The following is a 24,657-nucleotide window of genomic DNA, read 5'->3' as shown; positions in this document are numbered from 1 at the left end:
CATCCGCGCACGATGCCTGTCAGCCGCGGTCGGTCAGCTCCTCGCGCACGGCCAGCGGCTTCCGCACGAGCTTGTGCGGGGCGGCCTGCGCGACGGGCTTGAGGGTCAGCAGGTCGACGTTCACGTGCGGCGGCAGCTCGACCGCGTGGACGATGGCGTCGGCCACGTCCTCCGCGGTGAGCGGGCCGGGGACGCCGTCGTACACGGCATCCGCCTTCGCCCGGTCTCCCCCGAAGCGCACGAGCGAGAACTCCTCGGTGCGCACCTGGCCGGGCGCGATCTCGATGACGCGGATGGGCTCGCCCGCGAGCTCCAGGCGCAGCACGCCGAGCATCGCGTGCACGGCGGCCTTCGCGGCGTTGTACCCGCCGCCGCCCTCGTAGGGCACGTGCGCGGCGATCGAGCTGACCGTCACGAGGTCGGCGCTCCCGCCCTCCGGGACGCCCGCGCGGAGCAGCGGCAGCAGCGCGCTCGTCACGCGCTGCACGGCGAGCACGTTGATCTCGTACATCCAGGCCCAGTCGGCAGCGGATCCGCCCTCGACCGAGTCGGTGCCGACGGCTCCCCCGGCGTTGTTGACGAGCGCGTGCACGTCGCCCGTCTCGCGGAGGTGGTCGCGCAGGGCATCGACGTCGGCTTGGACGGTGAGGTCCGCGACCGCGTAGGAGGCGCCCGTCTCCTCGGCGAGCGCCCGCAGGCGGTCCTCGCGGCGGGCGACGCCGACGACGTCCCACCCCCGGCTCCGGAACAGGCGGACGGTGGCGGCGCCGATCCCCGAGCTCGCACCCGTGACGACGACCCTCTTGGCTGTGGACATGACCCCAGCGTAGGGAACGCGGATGTCCGCGGGTTACGCCCCGCGACGGCTCGCGTTGACCAGCCCGCGACGCGCTTCCTAGGGTCGGCGTGCGCCCGACGGCGGCGTGCACCGACAGCGGAAGGAAGGGCGCGACATGAGCGACCACGACGAGGACCGAGCGGCCGGCTGGCGCTTCGAGACGCAGCAGATCCACGCGGGAGCGGCGCCGGACCCGGTCACGCACGCGCGCGCCACGCCCATCTACCAGACCACCTCCTACGTGTTCGACGACTCCCAGCACGCGCAGGACCTCTTCGCCCTGGCGCAGCCCGGGAACATCTACACGCGCATCATGAACCCGACGCAGGCCGTGGTGGAGGAGCGCGTCGCGGCCCTGGAGGGCGGCACGGCGGCGCTGCTGGTGGCGTCGGGCCAGTCGGCGTCGACCTTCGCGGTGCTCAACATCGCCGAGGCGGGCGACCACATCGTCTCGAGCTCCTCCATCTACGGCGGCACCTACAACCTCTTCAAGTACACGCTGGCGAAGCTCGGCATCGAGACGACCTTCGTCGAGGACCAGGACGACCCCGAGGCCTGGGCGCGGGCGGTGCGGCCGAACACGAAGCTCTTCTTCGCGGAGACCATCGGGAACCCGCGCATCAACATCCTCGACATCCGCAGCGTCGCCGACCGGGCGCACGCGGCCGGCGTCCCGCTCATCGTGGACAACACGATCGCCACGCCGTACCTCATCCGCCCGTTCGAGCACGGGGCCGACGTCGTCGTGCACTCGGCCACCAAGTTCCTGGGCGGCCACGGCACGGTGATCGGCGGGCTCGTCGTCGACGGCGGGCGCTTCCCCTGGTCCGAGCACGCGGAGCGCTTCCCCGGCCTCACCACGCCCGACGCGTCGTACCACGGCGTCACGTACGCGGACGCGGTGGGCGACGGCGTCGCCTACGTCACCAAGGCGCGCGTGCAGCTGCTGCGCGACCTGGGCGCGTCGATCGCGCCGGCGAGCGCCTGGCAGCTCATCCAGGGCATCGAGACGCTGAGCCTCCGGATCGAGCGGCACGTGCAGAACGCGCAGGCCGTGGCCGAGTGGCTCGACGCGCACGAGGACGTGGCGGCCGTCTACTACTCCGGCCTGCCGTCGAGCCCATGGCGGGCCGCGGCCGACCGCTACGCGCCGCGCGGCGTCGGCGCCGTGCTGTCGTTCGAGCTCAAGGGCGGCGTGGACGCCGGCCGCGCGCTCGTCGACTCGCTGCAGCTGTTCAGCCACCTGGCGAACATCGGCGACGTCCGGAGCCTCGTGATCCACCCCGCGTCGACCACGCACGCGCAGCTGACGCCCGAGCAGCAGCTCACCGCGGGCGTCACGCCCGGGCTCGTGCGGCTGTCCGTCGGCCTCGAGAGCATCGACGACATCCTCGACGACCTCGGGAGCGGCCTGCGGGCGGCGAGGGCGGTCAAGGACGCGGCCGTCGGCTCGGCGTCCGCGGGCCAGGGGGCGCACGGGGCGTAACACTCGCCGCGCGCGACGGCGGCGGTGCTTCACTGGGCGGGATGGACTGGCAGACACCCGAGGACACCGTCCCGTCGAGCCTCGTGACGGACGCGCAGATCCGCTCCCTGATCGGCCGGCCCCCGGCATCCGGGGCGTGGCGCGAGGGCGACCCCGTCGCCGACCGGCTCTTCGCGTCGGTCGGCGACGTCGAGCTCGAGGCGGGCGGACGGATCCCGTCCGTCCGCGTCGCCTACGAGACCTTCGGCGAACGCGACGAAGACGGGCGGAACGCGGTCCTCGTCCTCCACGCGCTCACGGGCGACAGCCACCTCCGCGGCCCGGCCGGCCCCGGGCAGCCGACGGGCGGCTGGTGGTCCGGCATCGTCGGGCCCGGGCTCGCGATCGACACCGACCGCTGGTTCGTCGTCGCCCCGAACATGCTCGGGGGGTGCCAGGGCACGACGGGTCCGGCGTCGCTCGCGCCCGACGGCGTCGAGTGGGCGGACCGCTTCCCCTTCATCACCGTCCGCGACCAGGTCGCCGTGCAGGCCGCCCTCGCGGACGCGCTCGGGATCGACGTCTGGGCGGCGGTCGTCGGCGGGTCCATGGGCGGGATGCAGGCGCTCGAGTGGGGCGTCGGCCACCCCGACCGGATGCGGCGGCTCGCGGTGCTCGCGGCCCCCGCCCTCGCGAGCGCCGACCAGATCGCGCTCAACTCCGTGCAGGCCGAGGCGATCCGGATGGATCCCGCCTACCGGGACGGCGACTACTTCGACGCCGCCGACGGCGACGGGCCGCACCGCGGGCTCGCGCTCGCCCGCCGCATGGCGCTCCTCAACTACCGCAGCCCGGACGAGCTCAACCAGCGGTTCGCGCGCTCGTGGCAGAGCGGGATCAGCCCCATGGGCGACGCGGGACGGTACGCGGTGGAGTCGTACCTCGACTTCCACGGCAACAAGTTCACGCGCCGCTTCGACGCGACGAGCTACATCCGCCTGATCGACGCGATGAGCTCGCACGACGTCGGCCGGGGTCGCGGCGGCATCCCCGCGGCGCTCGCCCGGATCCGCGCCGCGACGCTCGTGCTCGGGATCGACAGCGACCGCCTCTTCCCCGTGGACGACCAGCGGCTCGTCGCGCGGCACGTCCCGGGCTCGATCGACGGCGGCGAGGTCGTGGTGATCTCCTCCGACTACGGGCACGACGGCTTCCTCATCGAGGGCGAGGCCGTGGGCCGCGAGCTGGCCCGGCTCCTGGCGACGGACGCCTAGGAGCAGCGCCCCAGTCCGGGGGTGAGTTCGGCCCGCGCCATCGCCGCGCGACATCATGCGTTCCTATGCTTCCCCTGGGAGCACGCCGCCGCCTCCGGGCGTCGGCGCACGAGGGGAGCACCGATGAGCCGACGGCCGCCGCACGCGACGGGTCAGGGCCACCGGGTCCGCGTGGCCCTCGTGGACGACCACGTCCTGCTGCTCGACGGGCTGAGCGCGCGGCTGTCGCGGCCGCGCACCGGGGTCGACGTCGTCGCGACGTCGCCCACCTGGATCGGGCTGATCCGGGACGACCGCTTCCCCGACGCGTTCGACGTCGTGGTCCTCGACCTGGCGCTGCGCGACGACGTGCCGGTGGCGCAGAAGATCCGGACGCTCGCCGGCGCCGGCCTGACCTCCGTCCTGCTCAGCACGCACGCCGACGCGTCGACGATCCACGGGGCCATGCGGGCGGGCGCCGCCGCGGTCGTGCCGAAGGCGGAGTCGTCGGAGGAGCTGATCGCGACCATCCACGCCGCCGCGGACGGCACGCCCCGGCAGACGACGCTCGTGCAGCGGGCGATGCAGGACTTCCACGCCGCGGAGGACCCGCGCCTCGGCCAGCAGGAGCAGCGCGCGCTCGTGCTCTACGCGGGCGGCCGGTCGATCCGCGACGTCGCGGAGGCCATGGGCACGACGGAGGAGACCGTCAAGTCGTACATCAAGCGCGGCCGGCGGAAGTACCTGCACGCCGGCACGGACCTCGGCACGAAGCTGCTGCTGCGACGCCACGCCATCCGCCACGGCTGGATCTCCCCGGAGTAGCCGGGATCCGCTCGGCCGTCCGCGCCCACCGGGTCGCGGAACGTACGGCATGTGGATGATCGGCGCGCGCGAAGCCAGGACGTGACAGGCATCGCGTGCGCGCGCCTAGGATCGAGGCACACCCAGCGCGCGCCTCCGGCGGCGTCGCACTCCGAGCGGGGACCCGATGGATCGCATGAAGCGCGAGCGCGAGCGCCTGCTGCAGAGGACGGCGCGCGTGTACGGCCTGTGCTTCACGGCCGTCGCCGCCGCGTGCATCCTGCTGCCGGGCGAGCTGTCGCTGCCCGTCGAGGCCGCGAGCGTCGCCCTCCTCGCCGTCCTCGGCGTCGCGCAGTGGCGCCTCGGTGCCGCCGCCGGCCGCCGCTGGATGGTCGCGGTCGTGCTCGCGGGCATCGCCGCCATGGTCGTCGCGCAGCTCGGCGGTCGGAGCGCCTCCTCGCTCACCGCGCTCACCCACGTCTCCGCCGGATCCGTCGGGTCGCTCGCCCTCCTGGAGACCATGGGGCACGGGCGGCTCCGCATCGTCGTGGCCGCGTTCGCGCTCACGAGCGTCGCGGCGGTCGGGGCGTCCTGGGGCACCCCGGCGTTCCCGTACGTCGTGCTCGTGCACGTGTTCGGGTGGCTGCTCGTCGCGATCCTCGGCTACTGGCTGAGCGTCGCGGTCCGGCGCGTCGGCCGGCGCATCACCGACATCGGCCGCGCCCACCGCGCCGAGCGGCTGGCCAGCGAGCTCGAGGCCCAGCGCCGCCAGGGTGCGCGCCTGCTCCACGACACCGTGCTCGCGACCCTCACCCTCCTCGCGCACTCGGGCGTCGGCGTCACCCCGCAGGCCATGCGCCAGCAGGCCGCCGACGACGCGCGGCTCCTCCGCCAGCTGCGGCTCGGGGCCAACCCGACGCCGCAGGCCTCCGGCGGGTACACGCTGGAGCCCGTGGAGCAGTCGGTGCTCGGGAACACGCTGGAGTCCGTGAAGCAGCGCTTCGGGCGGATGGGCCTCGAGGTCAGCTGGCACGGGACCGGGCAGGTGCTGCTGCCGAGCGACATCCTCGACGCCTTCCTCCTCTCCCTCGCCGAGTGCCTCGAGAACGTGCGGCGGCACGCGGGCGTGACCGAGGCGCACGTCACCATCACCGACGACGACACGACCGTGCGGGCCATGGTCACCGACGCGGGCGTGGGCTTCGACCTCTCGCACGTGGATCCGGCGAAGCTCGGCTTCAAGGAGTCGGTGGTCGCGCGGCTCAAGGACGTGGGCGGCAACGCGCGCCTGTTCTCCTCGCCCGGGTCCGGCACCACCGTCGTGCTGGAGGTGCCGAAGTGACGCGCGCCGACGCGGCCGCCCCGGCCCGGACCAGCCGCCGGATCCGGCTGCCGGCGGGCACGCCCGCGCAGCCGACGTCGATCGGCCTCGGCTACCTGGGCGCGGGATCCGCCGTCGTGTGCGCCATCGCGCTCGGCTACGGGCTGGTGCGCTTCGCCCTCGAGTACCGCATGCTCCCGGCGCCCGGCCTCGCCGCGACGGCGTGGATCCTCCTGGTCGCCCTCCTCGTCGCGTCCGTCGTCGCCGTCCGGGCGCTGCGGGACCGCATGCCCGGCCCGCTCATGGCCGTCTTCGTCGCGGGCATGGGCGCCGTCGTCGCCCTCGACCTCGTGGCCGTGTGGCCGCTCGGCGACGTGATGCAGCACTCGACCGCCGGCGTCGCGGCCGGCGCCGCCCTGCTCACCACGGTCACCTACCGCCCGGCCCGCGAGGTCCTGACGGTGGACGCGGCCCTCGGCGCCGTGCTCCTCGTCGTCTTCCTCGTGTCGGACCCCGTGCGGCCCGGCGACCTGGCGCCCGAGATCTCGGCCATCGCCCGGGCCGTCGTCCCCGCCGCGTTCGGCGTCGCCGTGGTCCGCGGATTCCGCCGCGTCGTGGAGATGGAGCTCGACCGCGTGCTCGTGCAGAGCACCGTGTCCGCGCCGCGCTACGCGGTCGGCATGCTCGCCTCGGAGGAGCTCGCGCGCCTCGACCTCGCCGCCGAGCAGCTGCTCGAGGGCGTGGCGACGGGCGACGAGCCGCTGCCCCTGTCGCCGCTGGCCGCGTCGACCGCCGCCTCGCTCGCCACCGAGCTGCGGCTCCACCTCATCGAGGGGCGGCGCGAGACGTGGCTGCACCACGCGATCACGGAGTCGGAGTTCCTCGGACCCGACGTGACGCTCAGCGACCCGAACGCGCTCGCGGGCCTCCTCGACCGCCGCCAGCGCGACGGCCTCCTCTCCGCGGTCTGGCTCCTGCTCACCTCGACGGAGCGGCGCAACGGCGTGCCCGGCGTCTCGGTGCAGCTCGCGCTCGGCCCCCTGCGCGGCCGCCCGGCGGGCGAGCAGCCGGTGCCGCTGCGCCGCGCGATCGTGCCGATCGCCATCACGACCACGGGTCTCCCCCGGACCCGCCTCGATCCCTCGACGTGGGATGCTATCGACAAGGTCGGCGCGCACACGGACACCACCCGCGGTGCGAGCCTCCTCATCACGATCGACTGCGTCGTGGACAACCCCGCCGACCGGTGAGGGCCCGCACAAGGACCGGAGAGCACGTGTCAGCTGAGAACCGACCGATCACCCTCGCCATCGTGGACGACCACAAGATGCTGCTCGGGGCCCTGACCGAGTGGATCCGCAACGCCGCGTCCGACATCGAGATGGTCGCCGCCGTGTCCACCTGGCCGGAGCTGCTCACGCACCCGCGCTTCCCCGTCGACGTCGTGCTGCTCGACCTCGACCTCAAGGACAACCTGCCGATCTCGCTCAAGCTCTCGATGCTGAAGACCACGGGCGTGCCGACGGTGCTCATGAGCACCTACTCCGAGCCCAACGTGGTGCGCGAGGCGCTGGCCTCGGGCGCGCTCGGCTACCTCGTGAAGAGCGAGGACGCGAGCATGATCGTCGACGCCATCCGCCTGGCCGCCGACGGCCAGTCCTACATCTCGAGCGAGCTCGACCTCGCCATCAACAGCACCGACGTCGGCGGCGTCCCCAAGCTCAGCGCGCAGGAGCGCCGGGTCATGGCGCTCTACGGCGGCGGCGAGCCCGTCAAGTCCGTGGCCTACAGCCTCGGCATCTCCGAGGAGACGGCGAAGTCGTACCTCAAGCGGATCCGCGAGAAGTACCGCGTCGCGGGCTTCGACGTGGGCACGAAGGTGGCGCTGCGGAAGCGCGCGATCCAGGACGGCATCCTGCTCCAGGGCGAGTGACCCGGCGCCGACCGGCGGGCGCCCCTCGCGGGCGCCGCGGTCAGGACGGTCAGCCCCCGATGCCGATCGGCTGCGTCGACGGACGCGGCCCGTCGACCGGCCCGCGGGCCCCGCGTCGCCGCCGGTCGAGCCCGAAGCTCGCCAGCGCGATGAGGAGGCCCGCCACGCTCAGCCCCACGCCCACCAGCGCGGGCGAGGTGTAGCCGAGTCCGGCCGCCACGGTCACGCCGCCGAGGGCCGCGCCGACCGCGTTGCCCGTGTTGAGGGCCGAGTGGTTGAGCGCCGCGGCGATGGACTGCGAGTCGTGCGCCACGTCCATCAGCCGGATCTGGATGCCCGGCGACAGCGCCGCCGCCGACCCGCCGATGAGGAACAGGAACGCGAAGAGGCCGACGGGGTTCGTCGCCGTGAGCACGAGCCCCACGAGCGACGCGATCAGCAGGCCGAACAGCGACAGCAGCGACGTCCGCACGTCGCGGTCCGCCCACCAGCCGCCGACGAGGTTGCCGGTCGTCATGCCGAGGCCGACCACCACGAGCGCGAGCGGCACCGACCACTCCGGCAGCCCGGTGATGTCCGTGACCATCGGCGACACGAACGTGTAGACCGCGAAGAACCCGCCGAAGCCGATCGCGCCGATGAGGAGCGCGAGCCAGACCTGCAGGCGCGTGAAGGCGCGGAGCTCCCGGCGGAGGGTCGCCTCGGGGTTGCCGTCCTGCGCGGGCACGGCGAGGAAGACCGCGACGAAGGTCGCGGCGAAGATCGCGGCGACCACCAGGTAGGCGACGCGCCAGCCGGCGTGCTGGCCGATCCAGGTGACGATCGGGACGCCGATCACGTTGGCGATCGTGAGCCCGGCGAGGACGAACGCGACCCCGCGCGCCCGCTTGCCCTCCCCCATCAGCTGGGCGGCGACGAGCGACGCGATGCCGAAGTACGCCCCGTGCGGCAGGCCCGCGACGAAGCGGGCGAGGACCACGAGGCCGAAGCTCGGCAGGATCGCGCTCAGCACCGTGCCGAGCGTGAACGCGAGGAGCAGCCAGAGCAGGAGCTTCCGTCGCGGCGCCCGCGCCGACGCGGCCGCGATGGTCGGCGCCCCCACCACCACGCCGAGGGCGTAGGCGCTGATGAGCGTGCCGGCCTGCGCGTTCGCGGCCTCGGTCGAGCGGGCGGCCACCTCCGGCAGCAGGTCGGCCGCGAGCTGCGGCAGCAGTCCCATCGCGACGAACTCCGTGGTGCCGATGGCGAACCCGCCCATCGCGAGGGCGAGCAGGGCGACGCGGACGCGGGCCGGCGACAGGGTCGCCCGCCCGGAGATGGGGGGATTCACCCGACGAGCCTAACGGCGGCGTGGACCGCCGCCCGGACGGCGCCGGGCCTCAGGCGTCGGCGCCCCGGGCCTCGAGCGCGGACTCGAGCCGCTCCAGCTTGCCGGTCAGCTCGCCCGCGTACCCGGGCCGGATGTCCGCCTTGAGCACGAGCGACACGCGCGTCCCGAAGGGCGCGACGGCCTCGGTGGCGCGGCGGACGACGTCGAAGCACTCGTCCCACTCCCCCTCGATCGTGGTGAACATCGAGTCGGTGCGGTTCGGCAGCCCGGACGCGCGGATCACCTCGACGGCGGCGGCCACGGCGTCGTGGACGGAGGCGTCGGGCGCGTCGCCCCCGCTGGGTGCGACGGAGAAGGCGACGAGCATGGGGACCCCCGGTGGTGGACGGACGGCGGTGCTCCGGGCGGGCGCCCGGCCGGCGGCCGGCTGTGCGCCCAGGCTACCGAGCGCGGGCTCCTGTGGACGGACGCCGACGCCGGTCCGCGCCTGCCGCGACACTCGTCGGGTACTTGAGAGTTCACAGAACAGGACGGCCCGAGCGGCCGCCCGCATCGCAGCAGGAGGAGCACGCCATGGAGAAGAAGACCAAGATCATCATCGGGGTGGCGGGCGGCGCGGTCGTCCTCGTGGGCGCCTTCGCGGCGTTCGGCGGCCCCCTCTACGCGCAGCTCGCCGGCACGCCCGACGCGGCGCCCTCGCTCTCCGCGACCGCGGCGTCGGGCCAGGCCCTCACGGACCTCTCCGGCGACTGGTCCGTGGGCGGCGACTCCTACGCCGGCTACCGCGTGAACGAGGTCCTCAACGGCACCCCGGTCACGGTCAACGGCCGCACGAAGGGCGTCACGGGCGACATCTCGGTCGCCGGGCAGAAGGTGGAGTCCGGCACCATCACGGTGGACGTGACGACCATGGCGACGGACGCGGCGCCGCGCGACGCGTACTTCCAGGGCGAGGCGATGAAGACGTCGGAGTTCCCGACCGCCACCTTCACGCTCACGCAGCCGATCGAGGCGAACGGCGTCGAGTCCGGCGTCCCGGCGACCTACGACGTGACCGGCGACCTCACCCTGCACGGCGTGACGAAGCCCGTCACCGCGCAGATGCAGGCCGCGTTCACGGAGGGCTCGGGCCAGATCACCGGCTCCATCCCGATCACGTTCCAGGACTTCGGCGTCCAGGCGCCGAGCCTCGGCTTCGTCACGGTCGAGGACCACGGCTCGGTCGAGTTCTCGCTCGACGTCGCGCCGAAGGCCTAGCCCTCGGCGGATCGCGCCAGGAGGTCCCGCACGGCCCTCGGCATCGCCTCGGCGACGTCGAGGGCCGTGATCGGTCCGCCGCCCGACGCGCGCTCCCCCGCCCGCCCGTGCAGCCACGCCGCGGCGGCGGCCACCCCGGCGAGCTCGGCCAGCGGATCCGCGGCCTCCGCCACGCGCGTCGACGCGCCCGCCAGGAGCGCCCCGAGCACGCCGCCCAGCACGTCCCCGGATCCGGCCGTCGCCAGCCACGGCGTCCCCGCCCGCACGGCGATGCGAGCGGATCCGCCCACCACGAGCGTCGTCGCCCCCTTCAGCAGCACGCAGACGCCCAGCTCCCGCGCCGCGCGCTCGGCCCACGCCGGCGCGTCCCCCGCGACGTCCTCGGCCGACGCGCGGATGCCCGCGCCCTCCAGCAGCCGCGACAGCTCCCGGAAGTGCGGCGTGACGACGACCGGGCCGGTCGCCCGGTCCACGAGGTCGAGCGCCCCGGCGTCGACGACCGCGGGCAGCCCCTGCGCGAGCGCCGCGGCGATCGCGTCGGTCGTCGCGTCGTCCCGGTGGGCGGCGTCCATGCCGGACCCCACCAGCCACGCCTGCACGCGGCCGTCGGCCGTGACGACCTCCGGGCGACGGGCGAGCACCGACGCGGAGGCGCCCGCGGGGCCGAGGTACCGGATCATGCCGACGCCCGTGCGCGCGGCGGCCTCCACGCCGAGCACCGCGGCGCCCGGGTAGCGGTCGGACCCGGTGCGGACGCCCAGGACGCCGCGCGTGTACTTGTCGTCGTCGTCGCGCGGGAGGCGGAGCTCCCGCCGGGTGCGCTCCTCGTCCTGTCGGATCCAGCCCTCGGGCACCTGGTCGTCGCGCGCGTCGCTCATCCCCTCACGATAGGCGGGCGGGAATACGGCGGCCGCGCCGGGCCTTGGGACCATGAGGCCGCCGTCGCCCTCCGCCCGTCCCCGTGCGCCGCGCCTCCCTCGTGGATCCGCGCCGCCGCCCGCCTGGAAGGATCCCCATGACCACGTCCCCGCTCTTCGAGCCGATCACCGTCCGCGGCGTCACCGCCCGCAACCGCATCTGGGTCGCGCCGATGTGCCAGTACAGCATCGACGCGCGCGACGGGGTCCCGGGCGCCTGGCACCTCGCGCACCTCGGCTCGTTCGCCCGCGGCGGCGCCGGCCTCGTGATGGCGGAGGCCACGGGCGTCAGCCCCGAGGCGCGCATCACGCCCGAGGACACCGGCATCTGGGACGACGCGCAGCGCGACGCCTGGAAGCCGATCGTCGACTTCATCCACGAGATGGGCGCGGTCGCCGCGATCCAGCTCGCGCACGCCGGTCGCAAGGCGTCCACGTACTCGTTCTCCGGCCGCGGCACCATGCCCGCCGCGGAGGGCGGCTGGGACACGGTGGCCCCGTCCGCCGAGCCGTTCCCCGGCTACGGCACGCCCGTCGCGCTCGACGCCCCGGGGCTCCGGAAGGTCGTCGACGACTTCGCCGCCGCCGCCCGCCGCTCCGTCGACGCGGGCTTCGACGTGCTCGAGATCCACGCCGCGCACGGCTACCTCATGCACCAGTTCCTCTCGCCGCTGAGCAACCACCGCGACGACGAGTTCGGCGGCAGCCTCGAGAACCGGGCGCGCCTGCTGCTCCAGGTGATCGACGCGGTGCGCGCCGAGGTCCCCGACGCGCCGCTCCTCGTGCGCTTCTCCGCGACCGACTGGGCGGGCGACGCCGGCTGGGACGAGGCGCAGACCGCGACCGTCGCCGGCTGGGCGGCCGAGCACGGCGCGGACTTCTTCGACATCTCCACCGGCGGCAACACGACGGGCGTCACGATCCCCGTCGCCCCCGGCTACCAGGTGCCCTTCGCCGAGTACGTGAAGGAGCACGCGAAGGTCGCGCTCAACGCCGTCGGCCTCATCACCGAGCCCGCGCAGGCGGAGGCCGTGGTGGCCGAGGGCCGCGCGGACGCCGTGATGCTCGGCCGCGAGATGCTGCGCGACCCGCACTTCGCGCTCCGCGCCGCGCACGAGCTGGGCGTCGAGATCGACTACTGGCCCAAGCAGTACGACCGGGCGCGCTGGGCGGCCTGACCTCCCCCGAGCGTCGATGACGGCCCGGCACCCCGCGAGGGTGCCGGGCCGTCGTCGTGCGGGCGGTCAGACGCGCCGGGTGGCGTCCTGCACCTCGCCGACGAGCTCCTCGATGATGTCCTCGAGGAACAGCACGCCCGTGGTCTCGCCCGCCTCGTCGAAGGCGCGGGCCAGGTGCGCGCCGGATCGGCGCATGGTCGCGAGGGCGTCCTCGAGCTCGGTGCCCGCGAAGATCGAGACGAGCTGGCGGATCCGCTTGGCCGGCACCGGGCGGACGAACTCGTCGGCCTCGTCGAGGTCGATGACGTCCTTGAGGTGCAGGTAGCCGGACGGCTCGTCCCGGTCGTCGACGATCACGTAGCGCGAGAAGCCGTGCCGCGCGACCGCCCGCTCGACCTCCGACGGCGACGCCGTCTCGTGCAGGCTGACGAGCGCGCCCAGCGGGATCGCGATGTCCTCGACCTTCTTGCCCGTGAACTCGAACGCCGCGGTGAGCGCGCCCGTGCGGTCCTCCAGGAGCCCCTCGCGGGTCGACTGGTCGACGATGCCCTGCACCTCGTCGAGCGTGAAGGCGCTCGCGGCCTCGTCCTTCGGCTCCACGCGGAACACGCGCAGCACCGCGTTCGAGATCGCGTTGAGCGCGACGATGAGCGGCTTCACCACGCGCGCGATGCCGACGAGCGGCGGCGCGAGCAGCAGCGCCGCCCGGTCCGGCACCGAAAACGAGATGTTCTTCGGCACCATCTCGCCGAGCACCACGTGCAGGAACGACACCATCAGCAGAGCGATGACGAAGGCGATCGTGGAGATCGCCTCCTCGGGCAGCCCGGTGGCGTGCAGCGGGATCTCGAGCAGGTGGTGGATCGCCGGCTCGGAGACGTTGAGGATCAGCAGCGAGCACACGGTGATGCCGAGCTGGGTCGTCGCGAGCATGAGCGTCGCGTGCTCCATGGCGTAGAGCGTGACGCGCGCGGCGCGGCTGCCCTCCTCCGCGCGCGGCTCGATCTGCGACCGCTTCGCGGAGATGACCGCGAACTCGGCGCCGACGAAGAAGGCGTTGACGGCGAGCAGCACGACGAGCGCGATGATCCCCCCGGCGTACTCACCCACGGGACGGCTCCTTCCTGCTGGCGGCGCGATCCGCGACGGCCTGTCGGCCCGCCTCGCGATCGGCCTGTCGGCCCGCCTGCCGGTCGGCCTGGCGCTCGGCGCGGGTGGTGCCCACCGCGGTGGCGACGGGCTCGGGCGACGGGGTGAACCGGATCCGGTCGATGCGCCGGCCGTCGAGCCGCTCGACCCGGAGGATCCCCGTCTCGAGCTGCAGCTCGTCGCCCACGACGGGCAGTCGGCCGAGCTCGCTCATGACGAAGCCGGCGGCCGTCTCGTAGGGGCCCTCCTCGGGGATCCGGAGGCCGGTGCGCTCCACGAGCTCGTCGGGCCGGAGCATGCCGGGGAAGGTGAGGGAGTCGCGCGAGCGGACGACGCCGGCGCGCGTGCGGTCGTGCTCGTCGGCGAGCTCGCCGACCAGCTCCTCCACGAGGTCCTCGAGCGTCGCGACCCCGGCGGTGCCGCCGTACTCGTCCACCACGACGGCCATCTGGAAGCCGCGGCCGCGCAGCTCGCCGAGCAGGTCGTCGAGCTTCATGGTCTCGGGCACGCGGATCGCCTCCGACTGCAGCGCCGTGACGGGCACCTGCGCGCGCTTCTCGCGCGGCACGGCCACGGCCTGCTTCACGTGCACGAGGCCGATGACGTCGTCGACGCCGTCGTCCGTGACCGGGAAGCGGGAGTAGCCGGTGGTCATGGCCAGCTCGATGACGGTCTGCGCGCTGTCCGTGCGCTCGACCGACTTGACGCGGAGCCGGGGCGTCATGACGTCGGACGCCGTGAGGTCGGCGAAGCGGAGGGTGCGGCTGAGGAGCATCGCCGTGTCGTCCTCGAGCAGGCCCGCGAGCGCGGACCGGCGGACGAGCGACGACAGCTCCTCGGCGCTCCGGGCCCCCGACAGCTCCTCCTTCGGCTCGATGCCGACGAGGCGGAGGATCCCGTTCGCGCTGTTGTTGAGCAGCAGCACGGCGGGCTTGAACACGCTGGTGAAGAGGGTCTGGAACGGGATGACGAGCTTGGCGGTCTCACGTGGCAGCGCCAGCGCGAAGTTCTTGGGCACGAGCTCGCCGACGATCATCGACAGGAGCGTCGCGACGACGAGCGCCACCACGGTCGAGACGGGCGACACGAGCCCCTCGGCGAGGCCGGCCGACGTGAGCGGACCCGCGAGCAGCAGGCTGAGCGCCGGCTCCATCGTGTACCCGGTGAGGAGCGTCGTCAGCGTGATGCCGAGCTGGGCGCTCGAGAGGTGGGTGGAGGTGATGCGCAGGGCGCGGATGGGCGGGCCGAGGCGCTTCTCGCCGCGCTCCTGGCGCTTCTCCAGGTCGGAGCGGTCGAGGTTGACGAGCGCGAACTCGCTGGCCACGAAGAGGCCGGTGCCGAGGGTGAGGAGCAGTCCGACGGCGAGGAGGAGCCATTCATGCACCGGAGCGGCTCCCGGGCGCCGGGCGCGGGGCCGGCCTCAGGTCGTGGGCGGCGCGGGGCGGGGGTCTATGAGCAGGAGGGGGGTCGTCCATCGTCCGTCGAGCATACCGGGGCTCACCAGCCGACCGGCAGGGGCTTGCCCTCCTCGTAGCCCGCCGCGGACTGGATCCCCACGGTCGCCCGCTCGGCGAACTCGGCCCGCGTGCGCGCCCCGGCGTAGGTGAACGCGCTGCGGACGCCGGAGGTGATCGTGTCGAGCAGGTCCTCGAGCCCGGGCCGGAGCGGGTCGATGCGGATCCGGCTCGTCGAGATCCCCTCCGCGAAGAGCGTGCGCCTGGCGAGCTCGAACGCCTCGCGCCGGCCGAAGCGCTCCTGCACGGCGCGGGTGGAGGCCATGCCCCAGCTCTCCTTGGCGAGGCCGCCGTCGTCGTCGACGAGCAGGCGGCCGGGCGACTCGACGGTGCCGGCGAACCAGGATCCGATCATCACGCTGGCGGCGCCCGCGGCGAGGGCCAGCGCGACGTCCCGCGGGTACCGCACTCCCCCGTCGGCCCAGACGAGGGCGCCGGCCGCGCGCGCCGCCTCGGCCGTGTCGAGCACGGCGGAGAACTGCGGGCGGCCGACGGCGGTCATCATGCGCGTGGTGCACATGGCGCCGGGACCGACGCCGACCTTGACGATGTCCGCGCCGGCCTCGACCAGGTCGCGCGCGCCGCCCGCGGTGACGACGTTGCCGGCGACGAGCGGCACCGCGGGGTCGAGCGCGCGCACGGCGCGGACCGCGCGGAGCATGGACTCCTGGTGGCCGTGGGCGGTGTCGAGCACGATCACGTCGACCCCGGCGGCCAGGAGCGCCCGGGCCCGGCCGACCGGATCGCCGTTGACGCCCACCGCGGCGCCCACCGCGAGGCGGCCGTCCCCGTCGACGGCGGGCGCGTACACGGTGGAGCGGAGGGCGCTGCGCCGGCTCAGCGTGCCGACGAGGCGGCCGTGCGCGAGGACGGGCGCGAAGTCGATGCCGGCCGCGTGCATCAGCTCGAACGCGGCGCGGCCCGTGGGCACGTCGTCGGCGTCGAGGGACGCGAGCGCGCCGTGCGGGAGGTCGCCGAGGCGCGTGCCGTCCGGCACCCCGGCGAGCTGCGTGCCCTCGAGGCAGCCGACCATCTCCCCGTCGGCGTCCCGCAGCACGATCCCGTGGCCGGCGATGGGCGGGAGCAGCTCCCGCGCCTGCCCGGCCGTCGCGTCCGGCGGCAGCTCGAGCGGCGAGTCGTAGGCGACCGGCTGGTCCTTCACCCGGCGGATGGCCGCGTCGAGCTCCTGGGGTCGCAGGTCCTGCGGCAGGATCCCGATGCCGCCGCGCCGCGCGAGCACGGCCGCCAGCCGCGGTCCCGTGACCGAGCCCATGTTGCTGGCGACGACGGGGATGCTGCACGGCGTCCCGTCGCCCGGGGAGAGGTCGACGTCCATCCGGCTGCCGACGTCCGACCGGCCGGGGCTCAGGAAGACGTCCGAGTACGTCAGGTCGTGGGCGGGAGCCTCTCCGGTGAACCTCATGCCCCGACGCTAACCCGGCCCCCGCGTCCGCACCAGGGCGCCCGTCCGGATCAGCGGGTGCCGCGACGCGCCGCTCCCCCACGACCCCGCCGGCCCCACCGGCGGAAGGTTTAGGCTGGGTCATCGTGGACGCGCGGCCAGCGAACGACCGCGCGAGGCAGACGACCAACAGCAAGAGAGCGGGCGATCAACTGTGTCGAGCCAGGTGACTGGTACGGGGACCGATGACGGTTCCACGGGCGACTTCGGAGCCAACGAATGGCTCGTCGACGAGATGTACGAGAGGTACGTCGTCGACAAGGACTCGGTGGACCGCAGCTGGTGGCCGATCCTGGAGAACTACCACGCGACCGTGATCGAGGGCCGCGAGTCCACGCCCGCGACCGGCGACCGGACCGCCGAGCCGCAGATCCCGGAGTCGGACGAGACGTCCGCCCCCGCCGCGACCAACACCGGCGCACCGGCCGCGACGCCGTCCCCCGCCTCCGCCGGGCAGCCCGACGCGCAGGCGCAGCAGCCCGCGACGGGCTCCCAGCCGGCGGCGCGCACCACGAGCATCGCGCCCAAGCAGCAGCCGATCCCGGCCCAGGCGCCCGCGAAGGCGCCCGCCAAGAAGGGCGCCGAGCCCACCCCGCCCGGCGAGGACGAGGTCTCCCCGCTGCGCGGCATGGCGAAGAGCCTCGCGACCAACATGGACGCGTCGCTCTCGATCCCCACCGCGACGAGCGTGCGCACGATCCCGGCGAAGCTGATGATCGACAACCGCATCGTCATCAACAACCACCTGAAGCGCGCGCGCGGCGGCAAGGTCTCCTTCACGCACCTCATCGGCTGGGCGCTCATCCAGGCGCTCAAGGAGTTCCCGAGCCAGAACGTGCACTACGACGAGGTCGACGGCAAGCCCAGCGTCGTCTCCCCCGCGCACATCAACCTCGGCATCGCCATCGACATGCCGAAGCCCGACGGCACGCGCGCGCTCCTCGTGCCGAGCATCAAGGAGGCCGAGGGCATGACCTTCGGCGAGTTCCTCACCGCCTACGAGGACCTCGTGAAGAAGGCGCGCGGCAACAAGCTCGCCGCGGGCGACTTCGCCGGCACCACCATCTCCCTGACGAACCCCGGCGGCATCGGCACGGTCCACTCCGTGCCGCGCCTCATGAAGGGCCAGGGCGCCATCATCGGCGCCGGCGCCCTCGAGTACCCGGCCGAGTTCCAGGGCGCGAGCCCGAAGACGCTCGTCGAGCTCGGCATCGGCAAGACCATCACGCTCACGAGCACCTACGACCACCGGGTCATCCAGGGCGCGGGCTCCGGCGAGTTCCTCAAGATCGTGCACGAGCGCCTCATCGGCCAGCACGGCTTCTACGAGGACATCTTCGCGGCGCTCCGCATCCCGTACGACCCCATCCAGTGGGCCACCGACATCAACGTCGACCTCTCGGAGCGGGTCTCGAAGACCGGCCGCGTGCAGGAGCTCATCAACGCGTACCGCGTCCGCGGGCACCTCATGGCGGACATCGACCCGCTCGAGTACCAGCAGCGCACCCACCCCGACCTCGAGATCACGAACCACGGCCTCACCTTCTGGGACCTCGACCGCGAGTTCGTCACGGGCGGCTTCGGCGGACGCCGGCAGGCGCTCCTCCGCGACATCCTCGGCATCCTGCGCGACTCGTACTGCCGCACCATCGGCATCGAGTACATGCACATCCAGCAGCCCGACGAGCGCGAGTGGATCCAGGGCAAGGTCGAGCAGCCCTACGCGAAGCCCACGCACGACGAGCAGATGCGCATCCTCTCCAAGCTCAACGAGTCGGAGGCCTTCGAGACGTTCCTGCAGACCAAGTACGTCGGGCAGAAGCGCTTCAGCCTCGAGGGCGGCGAGTCCACCATCTCCCTGCTCGACACCCTGCTCCAGGGCGCGGCCGACCACGGCCTCGACGAGGTCGCGATCGGCATGGCCCACCGCGGGCGCCTCAACGTCCTCACCAACATCGCGGGCAAGAGCTACGGCCAGATCTTCCGCGAGTTCGAGGGCACGCAGGACCCGCGCACGGTGCAGGGCTCCGGCGACGTCAAGTACCACCTCGGCACCGAGGGAACCTTCCGCGGCGTCCACGGCGAGGAGATGCCGGTGTACCTCGCGGCGAACCCGTCGCACCTCGAGGCCGTCAACGGCGTGCTCGAGGGCATCGTGCGTGCGAAGCAGGACCGGAAGCCGATCGGCTCGTTCTCGGTGCTGCCGATCCTCGTGCACGGCGACGCCTCGATGGCCGGCCAGGGCGTCGTGTTCGAGACGCTGCAGCTCTCGCAGCTGCGCGCGTACCGCACGGGCGGCACGGTCCACATCGTGATCAACAACCAGGTCGGCTTCACGACGCCGCCGTCGGAGTCCCGCTCGTCGGTGTACTCGACCGACGTGGCCAAGAGCATCCAGGCGCCGATCTTCCACGTGAACGGCGACGACCCCGAGGCCGTGGCGCGCGTCGCGCACCTCGCGTTCGAGTTCCGCCAGGAGTTCAAGAAGGACGTCGTCATCGACCTCGTCTGCTACCGCCGTCGCGGCCACAACGAGGGCGACGACCCGTCGATGACGCAGCCGCTCATGTACAACCTCATCGAGGCCAAGCGCTCGGTGCGGAAGCTGTACACGGAGGCGCTCGTCGGCCGCGGCGACATCACGCAGGAGGAGTACGACGCGGCGCAGAAGGACTTCCAGGACCGCCTGGAGCGCGCCTTCGCGGAGACGCACGCGGCGCAGACGTCCTCCATCCCCATCCAGACCGACGACGAGGGCGCGGTGTCCGACCTCGAACGCCCCGACTCGCAGCAGGACGACGGCCACGGCGAGCCCGAGACCACGGGCGTCTCCGAGTCCGTCGTGCAGGCGGTCGGCGACGCGCACGACAACCCGCCGCAGGGCTTCTCCGTGCACCCGAAGCTGCAGGCGCTCATGCGCAAGCGCCTCGAGATGAGTCGCAACGGATCCATCGACTGGGCCTTCGGCGAGCTCCTGGCCATCGGCTCCCTGCTGCTGGAGAACACCCCCGTCCGCCTCGCCGGCCAGGACTCCCGCCGCGGCACGTTCGTCCAGCGCCACGCGGTGCTGCACGACCGCGACAACGGCCAGGAGTGGCTGCCCCTCGCCAACCTCAGCGACCGCCAGGCCCGGTTCTGGATCTACGACACGCTGCTCAGCGAGTACGCCGCGATGGGCTTCGAGTACGGCTACTCCGTCGAGCGGCCCGACGCCCTCGTGCTGTGGGAGGCGCAGTTCGGCGACTTCGCCAACGGCGCGCAGACGATCATCGACGAGTTCATCTCGTCGGCCGAGCAGAAGTGGGGCCAGCGTTCGAGCGTCGTGCTGCTGCTGCCGCACGGCTACGAGGGCCAGGGGCCGGACCACTCGTCCGCCCGCATCGAGCGCTTCCTCCAGCTCTGCGCGGAGCAGAACATGACGGTCGCGCGCCCCTCGACCCCGGCGTCGTACTTCCACCTGCTGCGCCGCCAGGCGTACTCCCGTCCCCGTCGCCCGCTCGTGGTCTTCACCCCGAAGGCCATGCTGCGGCTGCGCGGCGCGACGAGCGACGTGGAGGCCTTCACCTCGGGCCGCTTCGAGCCGGTGATCGACGACGTGCGCATCGAGGACCGCGGCGCCGTCCGCCGCGTGCTCCTCCACTCGGGCAAGGTGCACTACGACCTGCTCGGCGAGCTGGAGAAGCGCCAGGACACGTCCATCGCCCTCGTGCGCCTCGAGCAGTACTACCCGTTCCCCGAGGAGCAGGTCCGCCGCGTCGTGGAGTCCTACCCCGACGCCGAGGTGGTCTGGGTCCAGGACGAGCCGGAGAACCAGGGCGCGTGGCCCTTCGTGCACGTGGAGCTCAGCCGGATCCTGCACGACCGCGCCGTGCGCGTCGTCTCCCGTCCCGCGGCCGCGTCGCCGGCCGCCGGGTCGAGCAAGCGCCACGCCACGGAGCAGACCGACCTGATCGCGCGCGCCACGGCGGAGTGATCCGCTAGGGGCGCCCGCCCGGCACGACGAGAGGCCCGATCCCCTGGGGGACCGGGCCTCTCGTCGTGCGGGGTGCGCCGGGCGCGCGGCGTCGGAGCGCGCGCGCCGCCGGATCAGCCGAGCTTCGAGTAGCGGATGCCCGACGCGTGGTATCCGCGCCGCGCGTAGAACCGCGTGACGTTGTCGCGCGCGGCGGCGCTGGTGGCGAGGAAGCGCGTGGCGCCGTGCTCGCGGGCCCACGCCTCGTAGTGGCGGATGAGGTCGGATCCGATGCCGCCGGCCTGCCGCCCCTCGCGCACCACGAGGATGATGAGCTGCGCGATGGGCTCGTCGTCGGCGAGCCCCCACATGAGGTGCCCGCCCGCGAGGCCGGCGATCTCGCCCGCGTCGTCTCGGACGACCCAGGTCTCGTGGCCGGCCGCCGCGGTCATGCGCGACAGGCGCGCCGCGACCCGCTCCTCGTCGACCTCGTAGTCGAGCAGCCGGAGCAGCTCGACGATCACGGTCAGGTCGGAGGGGGACGGCGTCCCGAGGGACTGGATCGCGTTGGTCACATGCCGAGATTACCGGCCGCGCGCGACCGCGCGGCTCAGTGGGTGGCCTGGATGGCGCGGAGCTTGTCCATCACCTGCGTGCGGAGGTCCTCCGGGGCCGCCTCGGTGCATGCGCGGCGGACGGTGTCGCGCAGGACGACGCCCACGCGGTGCTCGCGCGCGCAGTCGGCGCAGTTCGCCATGTGCTCGCGGATGTCGGCGGCATCCGCCTTGTCGAGCTCGTGGTGCAGGTACTCCTCGAGATCCTTCTTGGCCTTGTCGCAGCCGCAGTCGCTCATTTGGTCGCTCCAGTGAGATGCGCGGTCGAGATGCCCCGCTCGCGCGCGTAGTCGGAAAGGAGGCCCCGAAGCATCCGGCGGCCGCGGTGCAGGCGGCTCATGACGGTGCCCACGGGGGTCTTCATGATGTCGGCGATCTCCTGGTAGGAGAAGCCCTCGACGTCCGCGAAGTAGACCGCCATGCGGAAGTCCTCCGGGATGGACTGCAGCGCGTCCTTGACGGTGCTGTCCGGCAGGTGGTCGATGGCCTCCGCCTCGGCCGAGCGCGTGGTGGTCGCGGTGGCGGAGGTGGCCCCGCCCAGCTGCCAGTCCTCGAGCTCGTCGATGGTGCCGTTGTAGGGGTCCCGCTGCTTCTTGCGGTAGTTGTTGATGAAGGTGTTCGTGAGGATCCGGTACAGCCAGGCCTTGAGGTTCGTGCCCTGCTTGAACTGGTGGAAGGCGGTGTACGCCTTCACGAACGTCTCCTGCACGAGGTCCTGCGCGTCGGCGGGGTTGCGCGTCATGCGGAGTCCCGCGGCGTAGAGCTGGTCGATGAACGGCAGAGCCTGCTCCTCGAAGAGCTCGCGGTTGTCGCCGGGCTGGGCCTTGCGCGGCTCCTCGGCCTCGGCCCGCTCGGCCTCCTGCTGGTCGGCCGCCTCCTCGGTGGACTGCACGACGGCCTCCACGAGCTGGGCGGGCGCGGTCGACGCGGTGGGCGCGTCGCCCTCCGCGGTCTCGGCCGACGCGTCGTGACTGGTGTTCCTCGAATTGGCCATCAAGGCAGATTCTACGGCGCGCACGAGCTCGTCGGACGGGGCCGCCGGTGCTGTCCTCGTGATCACGGGTGTTCCTTCCCGGCCCGGGATCCGGGCCTGCCGGACGCGTGCCCGGTACTCTGGTGAACCCATGGAGATCTTCAGGTATTCCGGTCCGACCTTCAGCCCGTACGACGACGACCGGACCCACCAGCCGGTCCCCGAGGACGACGGGCCGTGGGCCGCGCCCGTCGCGGACGGCCCGCTCGACGCGACCGTGCCGCTGCCGGGATCCAAGAGCCTCACCAACCGCGAGCTCGTCCTCTCCGCCCTCGCGGACGCGCCGTCGGTGCTCCGCGCGCCGCTGCACTCGCGCGACACCCGGCTGATGATCGAGGCGCTCCGGTCGCTCGGCACGGTCGTCGAGGAGGTCGAGGGCGACGGCGCCTTCGGTCCGGACCTCCGGATCACGCCGGCGGAGCTCGCGGGTGGCGTCACGATCGAGTGCGGCCTGGCCGGCACCGTGATGCGCTTCCTGCCGCCCGTCGCCGCGCTCGCCCTCGGCCCCGTCTCCTTCGACGGCGACCCGAGCGCGCGCCGCCGGCCCATGTCGGGCACCATCGAGGCGCTCCGGGCCCTCGGCGTCGACGTCAACGACGACGGCCGCCGCGCCCTCCCCTTCAGCCTCTACGGCACCGGCGCGGTGCCCGGCGGCGACATCGGCATCGACGCGTCCGCCTCCAGCCAGTTCGTCTCCGGCCTCCTCCTCGCGGCGCCGCGCTTCACCGAGGGGCTGCGGCTCCGGCACACGGGCGCGACGCTGCCGAGCATGCCGCACATCGCGATGACGATCCGCACGCTCGCCGAGCGCGGCGTCGTCGTCGACAGCCCGGAGCCCGGCCTCTGGGTGGTTCCGCCGTCCGCCATCGGCGGCCGCGAGGTCGCCATCGAGCCCGACCTGTCCAACGCCGCGCCCTTCCTCGTCGCCGCGCTCGTCGCCGGCGGCCGCGTGACGATCCCCGGCTGGCCCGCGGAGACCACGCAGGTCGGCGCCGACCTCATCGAGCTGCTGCCGCGCTTCGGCGCCACGGTCACGCGCGAGGGCGGCGCGCTCGTCGTCGACGGCGGACCGGGCCTGGCCGCGGGCGGGCGCATCCCCGGCGTCGACCTCGACCTCAGCCGCGGCGGCGAGCTGGCCCCCGCGCTCGTGGCGCTCGCGGCCCTGGCCGACGGGCCCAGCCGCATCACGGGCATCGGGCACCTCCGCGGGCACGAGACGGACCGGCTCGCGGCGCTGGCGGCCGAGATCACCGGGCTCGGCGGATCCGTCACGGAGCTCGAGGACGGCCTCACCATCGCACCCGCTCCCCTGCACGGCGGCCCCTGGCGCGCGTACGAGGACCACCGCATGGCGACGGCGGGCGCGATCATCGGGCTCGCGGTGCCGGGCGTCGAGATCGACGACATCGGCACGACCGCGAAGACGCTCCCCCAGTTCCCCGAGCTGTGGCTGGGCGCGCTCCTCGGCCGCGCCCCGCGCGCCGCCGTCGACCCGCTGGCGCTCGGCGGCGTGACCGGCCCGGGCGGCCTCGGCGGGATCCTGTGAGCTGGCTCGCGGATCCCGAGCAGGACGACGGCGTCTGGGACGCCTACGACGAGTCCTCCGTGCGCGTGCGGCCGAACCCCAAGGGCAACAAGCCGCGCAGCAAGCAGCGACCGGGCCACGTGGACGCGGTCGAGGGGCGCGTGCTCACGGTCGACCGCGGCCGCTTCGGCGTGCTGGTCGGCGAGGACACGCCCGACGAGCACACGCTGACGGCCACGCGCGCCCGGGAGCTCGGCAAGAAGGCCGTGGTCACCAACGACCGCGTCGACATCGTGGGCGACACGTCGGGCGACGAGGGCAGCCTGTCGCGGATCGTCCGCATCGCGCCGCGCCGCACGCTGCTGCGCCGCAGCGCCGACGACTCCGACGCCGTCGAGCGGGTCATCGTGGCCAACGCCGACCAGATGCTCATCGTGGTCGCGGCCGCGGAGCCGGAGCCGCGGGCCCGCCTCGTCGACCGCTACCTCGTCGCGGCCTTCGACGCGGGGATCCAGCCGATCCTCTGCATCACGAAGGCCGACGTCGCCGATCCCGCGCCCTTCGCCGCCCACTTCCGCGTGCTCGACGTGCCGATCGTGCTCAGCCGCTCGGACGACGTCCCGCTCGACGAGCTGCGCGCGCTGCTGGCCGACCGCACGACCGTCGCCGTCGGCCACTCGGGCGTCGGCAAGTCCACGCTCGTCAACGCGCTCGTGCCCGACGCGAAGCGCGCCACCGGCGTCGTCAACCAGGTCACCGGCCGTGGGCGGCACACCTCGAGCTCGACGGTGTCCATGCGCGTCGAGACGAGCGACGGCGGCCACGGCTGGATCATCGACACCCCGGGCGTGCGGTCCTTCGGGCTCGGCCACGTGGATCCGGCCAACATCCTCCGCTCGTTCGCCAGCTACGCGCACCTGCCCGAGGGCGAGCCGCCGGGCGGCATCCCGCTCACGGAGGCGCACGACTGGGAGATCGTCGACCGCGTCGAGGCCGGCGAGCTCGGCGACGCCGGGCGCGAGCGCCTCCACTCCCTGCAGCACCTCGTGTCCAACCGCTCGGACGCCGTCAAGGGGGAGTGATCGGGCGGCGCCGGGCCGCTCGCTAGGCTC

The 24,657-nt window shown here is 73.6% G+C and carries 21 protein-coding genes; 11 read left to right on the top strand and 10 right to left on the bottom strand.

The features are described 5' to 3' along the window. Nucleotides 1–19 precede the first annotated feature (19 nt). Complete coding sequence (locus FGG90_RS02585) at nt 20–817, bottom strand: SDR family NAD(P)-dependent oxidoreductase (protein ID WP_094130727.1); 798 nt, start codon at nt 815–817, stop codon at nt 20–22. Nucleotides 818–953: 136 nt separating this feature from the next. On the opposite strand from FGG90_RS02585, the gene FGG90_RS02580 reads away from it, so the two are divergent. The 6 genes from FGG90_RS02580 to FGG90_RS02555 all read left to right on the top strand — a co-directional run bounded on the left by FGG90_RS02580 (nt 954) and on the right by FGG90_RS02555 (nt 7,614). After that, nucleotides 954–2,324, top strand: coding sequence for a bifunctional o-acetylhomoserine/o-acetylserine sulfhydrylase (locus FGG90_RS02580; RefSeq protein WP_094130729.1), 1,371 nt, complete (start codon nt 954–956; stop codon nt 2,322–2,324). 41 nt (nt 2,325–2,365) lie between these two features. Beyond that, nucleotides 2,366–3,577: a homoserine O-acetyltransferase MetX gene (gene metX / locus FGG90_RS02575; protein WP_094130731.1), complete on the top strand. Its 1,212-nt coding sequence runs from the start codon at nt 2,366–2,368 to the stop codon at nt 3,575–3,577. Nucleotides 3,578–3,700: 123 nt separating this feature from the next. Next, nucleotides 3,701–4,381 (top strand): response regulator transcription factor, encoded by a 681-nt coding sequence (locus FGG90_RS02570; protein WP_094130733.1) that lies wholly within the window; start codon nt 3,701–3,703, stop codon nt 4,379–4,381. 166 nt (nt 4,382–4,547) lie between these two features. Next, nucleotides 4,548–5,702 carry a sensor histidine kinase gene (locus FGG90_RS02565; protein ID WP_094130735.1) on the top strand — a complete coding sequence of 385 codons (1,155 nt, stop codon included), beginning with the start codon at nt 4,548–4,550 and terminating at the stop codon, nt 5,700–5,702. Continuing rightward, the gene (locus FGG90_RS02560; protein WP_094130737.1) at nt 5,699–6,931 is read left to right on the top strand and encodes a hypothetical protein; all 1,233 of its coding nucleotides are present in this window, start codon (nt 5,699–5,701) and stop codon (nt 6,929–6,931) included. The genes FGG90_RS02565 and FGG90_RS02560 overlap by 4 nt, the downstream gene beginning before the upstream one ends. A gap of 77 nt (nt 6,932–7,008) precedes the next feature. After that, a complete protein-coding gene (locus FGG90_RS02555) occupies nt 7,009–7,614 on the top strand; it encodes a LuxR C-terminal-related transcriptional regulator (RefSeq protein WP_063070749.1) in 606 nt (201 codons plus the stop codon). A gap of 49 nt (nt 7,615–7,663) precedes the next feature. Here the strand turns inward: FGG90_RS02555 and FGG90_RS02550 are convergent, their stop codons facing one another. Continuing rightward, entirely contained in the window at nt 7,664–8,944 is a 1,281-nt protein-coding gene (locus FGG90_RS02550) for an MFS transporter (protein WP_094130739.1), read from the bottom strand. Nucleotides 8,945–8,993: 49 nt separating this feature from the next. Beyond that, on the bottom strand, nt 8,994–9,311 hold the full coding sequence (locus FGG90_RS02545) for a thiamine-binding protein (RefSeq protein WP_094130741.1): 318 nt from the start codon (nt 9,309–9,311) through the stop codon (nt 8,994–8,996). Between the two features lie 206 nt (nt 9,312–9,517). Here FGG90_RS02545 and FGG90_RS02540 point away from each other — a divergent pair, with 206 nt between their 5' ends. Next, nucleotides 9,518–10,201, top strand: a complete 684-nt coding sequence (locus FGG90_RS02540; protein WP_094130743.1) for a YceI family protein — start codon at nt 9,518–9,520, stop codon at nt 10,199–10,201. Here FGG90_RS02540 and FGG90_RS02535 read toward each other — a convergent pair. Continuing rightward, nucleotides 10,198–11,079, bottom strand: coding sequence for an ADP-dependent NAD(P)H-hydrate dehydratase (locus FGG90_RS02535; protein ID WP_378143257.1), 882 nt, complete (start codon nt 11,077–11,079; stop codon nt 10,198–10,200). The two genes, FGG90_RS02540 and FGG90_RS02535, sit on opposite strands and share 4 nt — an antisense overlap. 137 nt (nt 11,080–11,216) lie before the next feature. Between FGG90_RS02535 and FGG90_RS02530 the strand changes: the two genes are divergently transcribed. Beyond that, nucleotides 11,217–12,296, top strand: coding sequence for an NADH:flavin oxidoreductase/NADH oxidase (locus tag FGG90_RS02530; RefSeq protein ID WP_094130749.1), 1,080 nt, complete (start codon nt 11,217–11,219; stop codon nt 12,294–12,296). Nucleotides 12,297–12,362: 66 nt separating this feature from the next. Here FGG90_RS02530 and FGG90_RS02525 read toward each other — a convergent pair whose 3' ends face one another. The 3 genes from FGG90_RS02525 to guaB1 form a co-directional block, all read right to left on the bottom strand. Beyond that, complete coding sequence (locus FGG90_RS02525) at nt 12,363–13,406, bottom strand: hemolysin family protein (protein ID WP_094130751.1); 1,044 nt, start codon at nt 13,404–13,406, stop codon at nt 12,363–12,365. Further along, nucleotides 13,399–14,829: a hemolysin family protein gene (locus FGG90_RS02520; protein ID WP_094130753.1), complete on the bottom strand. Its 1,431-nt coding sequence runs from the start codon at nt 14,827–14,829 to the stop codon at nt 13,399–13,401. The genes FGG90_RS02525 and FGG90_RS02520 overlap by 8 nt, the downstream gene beginning before the upstream one ends. Before the next feature lie 113 nt (nt 14,830–14,942). Beyond that, on the bottom strand, nt 14,943–16,382 hold the full coding sequence (gene guaB1, locus FGG90_RS02515) for a GMP reductase (RefSeq protein WP_094130755.1): 1,440 nt from the start codon (nt 16,380–16,382) through the stop codon (nt 14,943–14,945). Between the two features lie 193 nt (nt 16,383–16,575). Between guaB1 and FGG90_RS02510 the strand changes: the two genes are divergently transcribed. Then, the gene (locus tag FGG90_RS02510) at nt 16,576–20,394 is read left to right on the top strand and encodes a multifunctional oxoglutarate decarboxylase/oxoglutarate dehydrogenase thiamine pyrophosphate-binding subunit/dihydrolipoyllysine-residue succinyltransferase subunit (RefSeq protein WP_094130757.1); all 3,819 of its coding nucleotides are present in this window, start codon (nt 16,576–16,578) and stop codon (nt 20,392–20,394) included. 113 nt (nt 20,395–20,507) lie between these two features. Here FGG90_RS02510 and FGG90_RS02505 read toward each other — a convergent pair whose 3' ends face one another. From FGG90_RS02505 to FGG90_RS02495, 3 genes are read right to left on the bottom strand one after another with little or no spacing between them, the layout of a single operon-like run. Next, entirely contained in the window at nt 20,508–20,948 is a 441-nt protein-coding gene (locus FGG90_RS02505; RefSeq protein ID WP_094115595.1) for a GNAT family N-acetyltransferase, read from the bottom strand. Nucleotides 20,949–20,983: 35 nt separating this feature from the next. Next, complete coding sequence (locus tag FGG90_RS02500) at nt 20,984–21,226, bottom strand: zf-HC2 domain-containing protein (RefSeq protein ID WP_086516090.1); 243 nt, start codon at nt 21,224–21,226, stop codon at nt 20,984–20,986. Then, a complete protein-coding gene (locus FGG90_RS02495; protein WP_237583497.1) occupies nt 21,223–21,981 on the bottom strand; it encodes a sigma-70 family RNA polymerase sigma factor in 759 nt (252 codons plus the stop codon). Before FGG90_RS02495 ends, FGG90_RS02500 begins: the two co-directional genes overlap by 4 nt. A 130-nt stretch (nt 21,982–22,111) precedes the next feature. Here FGG90_RS02495 and aroA point away from each other — a divergent pair, with 130 nt between their 5' ends. Next, nucleotides 22,112–23,566 (top strand): 3-phosphoshikimate 1-carboxyvinyltransferase, encoded by a 1,455-nt coding sequence (aroA, locus tag FGG90_RS02490; RefSeq protein ID WP_094130759.1) that lies wholly within the window; start codon nt 22,112–22,114, stop codon nt 23,564–23,566. Then, on the top strand, nt 23,563–24,627 hold the full coding sequence (gene rsgA, locus FGG90_RS02485; protein ID WP_094130761.1) for a ribosome small subunit-dependent GTPase A: 1,065 nt from the start codon (nt 23,563–23,565) through the stop codon (nt 24,625–24,627). The genes aroA and rsgA overlap by 4 nt, the downstream gene beginning before the upstream one ends. Nucleotides 24,628–24,657: the final 30 nt, after the last annotated feature.

Source organism: Clavibacter michiganensis subsp. tessellarius (assembly GCF_021922985.1).
Taxonomy (GTDB): domain Bacteria; phylum Actinomycetota; class Actinomycetes; order Actinomycetales; family Microbacteriaceae; genus Clavibacter; species Clavibacter tessellarius.
The sequence above is the reverse complement of the archived record's forward strand: the minus strand, read 5'-3'. Positions and strand labels throughout refer to the sequence as shown.

What these genes read in the sequence shown, in the direction of transcription:
- FGG90_RS02585 (WP_094130727.1), bottom strand. Translation starts at nt 817, where the DNA reads ATGTCCACAGCCAAGAGGGTCGTCGTCACGGGTGCGAGCTCGGGGATC.
- FGG90_RS02580 (WP_094130729.1), top strand. Translation starts at nt 954, where the DNA reads ATGAGCGACCACGACGAGGACCGAGCGGCCGGCTGGCGCTTCGAGACG.
- metX (WP_094130731.1), top strand. Translation starts at nt 2,366, where the DNA reads ATGGACTGGCAGACACCCGAGGACACCGTCCCGTCGAGCCTCGTGACG.
- FGG90_RS02570 (WP_094130733.1), top strand. Translation starts at nt 3,701, where the DNA reads ATGAGCCGACGGCCGCCGCACGCGACGGGTCAGGGCCACCGGGTCCGC.
- FGG90_RS02565 (WP_094130735.1), top strand. Translation starts at nt 4,548, where the DNA reads ATGGATCGCATGAAGCGCGAGCGCGAGCGCCTGCTGCAGAGGACGGCG.
- FGG90_RS02555 (WP_063070749.1), top strand. Translation starts at nt 7,009, where the DNA reads ATGCTGCTCGGGGCCCTGACCGAGTGGATCCGCAACGCCGCGTCCGAC.
- FGG90_RS02545 (WP_094130741.1), bottom strand. Translation starts at nt 9,311, where the DNA reads ATGCTCGTCGCCTTCTCCGTCGCACCCAGCGGGGGCGACGCGCCCGAC.
- FGG90_RS02540 (WP_094130743.1), top strand. Translation starts at nt 9,518, where the DNA reads ATGGAGAAGAAGACCAAGATCATCATCGGGGTGGCGGGCGGCGCGGTC.
- FGG90_RS02535 (WP_378143257.1), bottom strand. Translation starts at nt 11,079, where the DNA reads ATGAGCGACGCGCGCGACGACCAGGTGCCCGAGGGCTGGATCCGACAG.
- FGG90_RS02530 (WP_094130749.1), top strand. Translation starts at nt 11,217, where the DNA reads ATGACCACGTCCCCGCTCTTCGAGCCGATCACCGTCCGCGGCGTCACC.
- guaB1 (WP_094130755.1), bottom strand. Translation starts at nt 16,382, where the DNA reads ATGAGGTTCACCGGAGAGGCTCCCGCCCACGACCTGACGTACTCGGAC.
- FGG90_RS02500 (WP_086516090.1), bottom strand. Translation starts at nt 21,226, where the DNA reads ATGAGCGACTGCGGCTGCGACAAGGCCAAGAAGGATCTCGAGGAGTAC.
- FGG90_RS02495 (WP_237583497.1), bottom strand. Translation starts at nt 21,981, where the DNA reads ATGGCCAATTCGAGGAACACCAGTCACGACGCGTCGGCCGAGACCGCG.
- aroA (WP_094130759.1), top strand. Translation starts at nt 22,112, where the DNA reads ATGGAGATCTTCAGGTATTCCGGTCCGACCTTCAGCCCGTACGACGAC.